Annotated in this window: 5 protein-coding genes and 1 tRNA gene; 5 read left to right on the top strand and 1 reads right to left on the bottom strand. The window is 59.7% G+C overall.

The window, feature by feature from the left end; translation table 11 throughout:
• Nucleotides 1–302 precede the first annotated feature (302 nt).
• Nucleotides 303–387: transfer RNA gene (locus tag AC1D0I_RS32050), tRNA-Leu, on the bottom strand.
• 375 nt (nt 388–762) lie between these two features.
• Here AC1D0I_RS32050 and tig point away from each other — a divergent pair.
• From tig to AC1D0I_RS32075, 5 genes are all read left to right on the top strand, one after another.
• Entirely contained in the window at nt 763–2238 is a 1476-nt protein-coding gene (gene tig, locus AC1D0I_RS32055) for a trigger factor (protein WP_477400115.1), read from the top strand.
• Between the two features lie 161 nt (nt 2239–2399).
• Nucleotides 2400–2924: a hypothetical protein gene (locus AC1D0I_RS32060; RefSeq protein ID WP_477400116.1), complete on the top strand. Its 525-nt coding sequence runs from the start codon at nt 2400–2402 to the stop codon at nt 2922–2924.
• 194 nt (nt 2925–3118) lie between these two features.
• Nucleotides 3119–3499, top strand: a complete 381-nt coding sequence (locus tag AC1D0I_RS32065) for a c-type cytochrome (RefSeq protein ID WP_184873768.1) — start codon at nt 3119–3121, stop codon at nt 3497–3499.
• Nucleotides 3500–3532: 33 nt separating this feature from the next.
• A complete protein-coding gene (locus tag AC1D0I_RS32070; protein ID WP_477400117.1) occupies nt 3533–4468 on the top strand; it encodes a heme o synthase in 936 nt (311 codons plus the stop codon).
• 343 nt (nt 4469–4811) lie between these two features.
• Nucleotides 4812–4965 (top strand): GDCCVxC domain-containing (seleno)protein (locus AC1D0I_RS32075; protein WP_477400118.1); only part of this gene is annotated, 154 nt, incomplete at its 3' end.

Consider the following 4965-nt stretch of genomic DNA (forward strand, 5'->3'; position numbering starts at 1 on the left):
TCCTGGCCCCGCTGCTCACAACCGCGTTACTAAAAGCGTTCAGGGGTTCATTGTCGTTGAACTCGCCGGAAACAACAAGAAACGGCTGCTGCCCTGGAGACGAAACAGGCGTGTATTCTAGGGCCTCAACCTTACATGTTGCTGCCGCGACAAGTGACCCTACCGCCAGAACTAGAGAAGCTACACGCACAGCCCGACAGAGCCCCAACCTGCCTGCTGCAAGTAAGAACCTGTCAACAACCTATTTCAAGAGCCTTCTTTGAAAGTTGGATTTCATTCGGAGCGGTCATTGGCGATAAAATTGGTGCGGATGAAGGGACTCGAACCCCCACGCCTTTCGGCACTGGAACCTAAATCCAGGGCGTCTACCAGTTCCGCCACATCCGCATGGACCGGCAATCCCATGTAGCCATCATTCTGTCAATGTCGGGAACAAGTGTTGGGGTCAGGAACAAGGTCGGGTCGGGGCCAAAATGTTGGTTGTTCGCCGAAATGCGAAGATGGTTGAAAAATAGCCCCGCCTGTGACAAAAGGCGTGTCGAATGTGACGGGACGCGACGATCCGCTTCTGCAAAATGTGATAAGAAGTAGGAAAAACAAGAACTTATTCACATTTTGGAACGCAGTTTGGAAGAGTTTGAGCCGTATTTTCGGTCAAATCGCCAGGTTCCGTACCAAAAGCCATTCCCGGCAAGATTATACCGGCAGGCTGTGAGCGGCAGAGGCCGTGGCAGTCTCATTGGTGAAAACAAAGGTTTTACGATGCAGGTCACCGAAACACTCAACTCCGGTCTCAAGCGCGAGATCAAGGTCACCGTGCCGGCCGGTGACATGGAAGCCAAGCTGATGGCGCGGCTTTCGGACGCCAGGAACAAGGTCCGCATCAACGGCTTCCGCCCCGGCAAGGTGCCGGTGCAGCACCTGCGCAAGGTCTACGGCAAGTCGTTCATGGCCGAAGTGGTCAACGAAATCCTCAATGATTCGACCCGCACGATCATTACCGGGCGTGGCGAAAAAGCTGCCATGCAGCCCGAAGTCATCATGACCGAGGACGAGAAGGAGGCCGAGAAGATCCTGGCCGGCGGCGCCGACTTCGAGTTCCGCCTCAACTACGAGATCATTCCGGCGATCGAGATCAAGGATTTCTCCGACATCAAGGTGACGCGCCAGGTGTTCGACGTGCCGGACACCGAGATCGACGAGCAGGTCCAGCGCGTTGCCGAATCGGCACGCAGCTACGAGCCGAAGAGCGGCAAGGCCGCCAATGGCGACCGCGTCACCATCGACTATGTCGGCAAGATCGACGGCGAGGCCTTCAATGGCGGCGCCGGCACCGATCAGCCGCTGGTGCTGGGCTCGAAGGAGTTCATCCCGGGCTTCGAGGATCAGCTGGTCGGCGCCAAGGCCGGTGACGAAAAACAGATCACCGTAACCTTCCCGGAAAACTACCAGGCGGCGCATCTTGCCGGCAAGGAAGCGACCTTCGACGTCACCGTCAAGGAAGTGTCCCAGCCCGGCGAACTGGAAATCAACGACGAGACCGCCAAGAACCTTGGCCTGGAATCGCTGGAGCGCCTGCGCGACGTCGTGCGTGGCCAGATCGAAAACCAGTTCGGCGCCATGACGCGCCAGAAGGTCAAGCGCCAGCTGCTCGACCAGCTCGACGCGTCCTATTCGTTCGAGGCGCCGTCGAAGCTCGTCGACGCCGAGTTCAACAACATCTGGGCCCAGGTCAATCGCGACCTGGAAGCGGCCGGCCGCACCTTCGCCGACGAAGAGACGACGGAAGAAGAGGCACGTGCCGAATATCTGCGTCTTGCCGAGCGCCGCGTGCGTCTTGGCCTGGTGCTGGCTGAAATCGGCGAGAAGGCCGGCGTCACGGTGTCGGACGAGGAGCTGCAGCGCGGCCTGTTCGAGCAGGTCCGGCGCTATCCGGCCAACCAGCAGCAGGAAGTCTTCGAGTTCTACCGCAGCAACCCGGAAGCGTTGAACACGCTGCGGGCGCCGATGTTCGAGGAGAAGGTGGTCGACCATCTGCTCGGCCAGATCTCGGTCACCGATGTTAAGGTCAGCAAGGAAGAGCTGATGGCCGACGACGAGGAGACCGACACCGCCGTCAAGGCGAAGCCGGCGAAGAAGGCCGCGGCCAAGAAGGCTGACGACAAGAAGGCCGACGACGCGGAAGAGCCCAAGAAGAAGGCCGCGCCGAAGAAGAAGGCCGCCAAGGACGCCGAATAAGCCCGGCGCTCCGTAGAACCGACGAAGGCCGCCCTTTGAGGCGGCCTTTTTCGTTGCTAAGCTGCAACAGCCGGAACGCTTCGCGGGTGGTGGCCAGTGGTGATACGAAGCTTTGATGATTATCTTCTATCGCAAGCCGCTTGGGTCGTCGGAGACGCGCGTTGAGACTGTTCGTCGAAGTGGGACACGCCTCGGCAATGGCGCTGGTCCTCGTTTCGGTCTGCGGCATTGCCCGCGCCGATACGGTGCTTGACAATTGGCGGTTCGAAACGGCCGAGGACGGTCTCGTCACGGCATCGCTCTATGCCACCAACAAGCTGATCACAGGCGGCGGCGCGTTGAGCTACAGCCCGATCCTGACCATTGGTTGCCGGGCAGACAGCGAACCGCGCTGGACCGAATGGCTGCAACTGAACGACACCGTCTCGGCCAGCCGGAAGATCACTGTGTCGGTCACGCTCGACCAGGGCGGCAAGTTCGATGAAAGCTGGTCGGTCGGGCCGCGCGGACGCAGGCTGATGCGCGACGGCGCCGACGGCATCAAACGGCTCGGCGCCGCAAACCGGCTCCAGCTTTCCTGGCGGTTCGGGTTGCTGTCGGGGAGAGGGGAGGCCGATTTTGACCTCGCGGGGTTCGATGAAGCCGTCAGCCAGGTTGCCGGCAGCTGCAACACGCACGTACCCTGAGCCGCTGCAGACGACCTAAACCTTTGCGCAGCCGACCTCTTCTACCCGCCGGCCAGAATCCGTGGTACATAGGTGCCGCAATTCCATTTGGGGGAGAATCCGATAATCTGTTCTGCCGTGCAAGGCGCGTTGCTGGTGGCCCCGGTATGCGCAGATTATCTCAGGCACATTTGTACGATCAGGGAGGAAAAGTCATGCGTTTGGTCGCGTTTTTCGCCGTCGTGTCTGTTGCAACCTTCGTTGCCAATCCATCGCAGGCTCAGGATGCTGCGGCTGGCGAGAAGGTCTTCACCAAATGCAAGGTCTGCCACGTAGCAGACGAGGACAAGAACAAGATCGGTCCATCGCTGCATGGCGTCATCGGCCGCGTCGCCGGGACGCATCCGGATTTCAAATATTCCGATGCCATGATCGCGGCCGGCAAATCCGGCGTCAAATGGGACGAACCAACACTGACCACCTATCTTCACGATCCCAAGGCCATGGTCAAAGGGACCAAGATGGCGTTTCCCGGCCTCAAGAACGATGCAGACGTGGCCAACGTCATTGCTTATCTGAAAACGTTCTCCAAGTGACCTGGCTCGCCCGCGCGCATCCATCGGTCCGAGATGTCGACTAGGGAAAACCGCCTCAAGGACACCGGCATCCGTCTCTCGGAAGCGACGGCGGGTGATTTCTTCGCGCTTTTGAAGCCGCGGGTCATGGCGCTTGCCGTATTCACCGCCTTCGTTGGCCTGATGGCGGCGCCTGGCGCGATGAACCCGGTCATCGCCGTGATTGCAATCGGTGCGATCGCGATCGGCGCAGGAGCGGCCGGGGCCCTCAACATGTGGTACGACGCGGACATCGACGCGCTGATGTCGCGCACGTCAAAGCGGCCTGTTCCGTCGGGCCGCGTCACGCCGGGTGAAGCTCTCGGCTTCGGCCTGGTGCTCTCCGCGCTTTCGGTCATGACGCTCGGCGTGCTTGTGGACTGGCTTGCCGCATCGCTGCTGGCCTTCACCATCTTCTTCTACGTCGTCATCTATACGATGTGGCTGAAGCGCTCGACGCCGCAGAACATCGTCATCGGCGGCGCGGCGGGTGCCCTTCCTCCTGTCATTGGCTGGGCGGCCGCAACCGGCGCCGTCAGCGCTGAAAGCGTCATCCTGTTTCTGATCATCTTTCTGTGGACGCCGCCGCATTTCTGGGCCCTCGCGCTGTTCAAGGTCGGCGACTACGCCGCTGCCGGCATCCCGATGATGCCGAACGTTGCCGGTCAGGCCTCGACCAGAAAACAGATGTTCGCCTATTCACTGCTGCTGGCGCCGATCGGCGTGCTGCCCTGGGCGTTCGGATTCGCGAGCGGGTTCTATGGAATTGCCTCGGCCGCATTGGGCGCGGGGTTCATCTGGCACGCCTGGAAGGTTCTGGTGGTTCCCGACAAGGAGATGAAGCCTGCAAAGGCGCTGTTTGCCTTCTCGATTTTTTATCTTTTCGCGATCTTTGCCATACTGCTTGCCGACACCATCGCAACGCGAGCGTTCATGTCAGCCGGAGGTTGACGGCATAATGGAAACCCGCCGGATCGATATGGCCGAACTGTAATTGCTGCATTGAAGACGTTGCAGACCAGGGCCTGCTCGAACATCACGATGGTATTGCGCAGAATCCCAGGATCAGCAGGGCGACTATGCCAAGGCCGAGTATGAGAAGCGTCCTTCCGTCCATGACCTTCAAACTTTGCGCGGCCAAAAAGGGCGCGCGGCGCTGTACGAGAATAGCGAAAAGGGCCTAACAGCGCTAGCCAGACTGCTCAGGGTAGTGGCTCAGTTTGAAATTTGACGCCGCGTTTGTCGCATCAGACCCTGACCTCCACTACGCTTGGTGCAATGCATGGGAGTGGCAATGAAGCTTGAGAGCACCCTTACTTGCCCAGAGTGCGGCCATCAGTCTGTGGAAACGATGCCGACCGACGCTTGCGTTCACTTCTACGAATGCAAGAACTGCGGCGTAATCTTAAAGCCCTTAGCGGGTGATTGCTGCGTTTTCTGCTCATATG

Source organism: Mesorhizobium sp. P2_D1, from assembly GCF_056404455.1.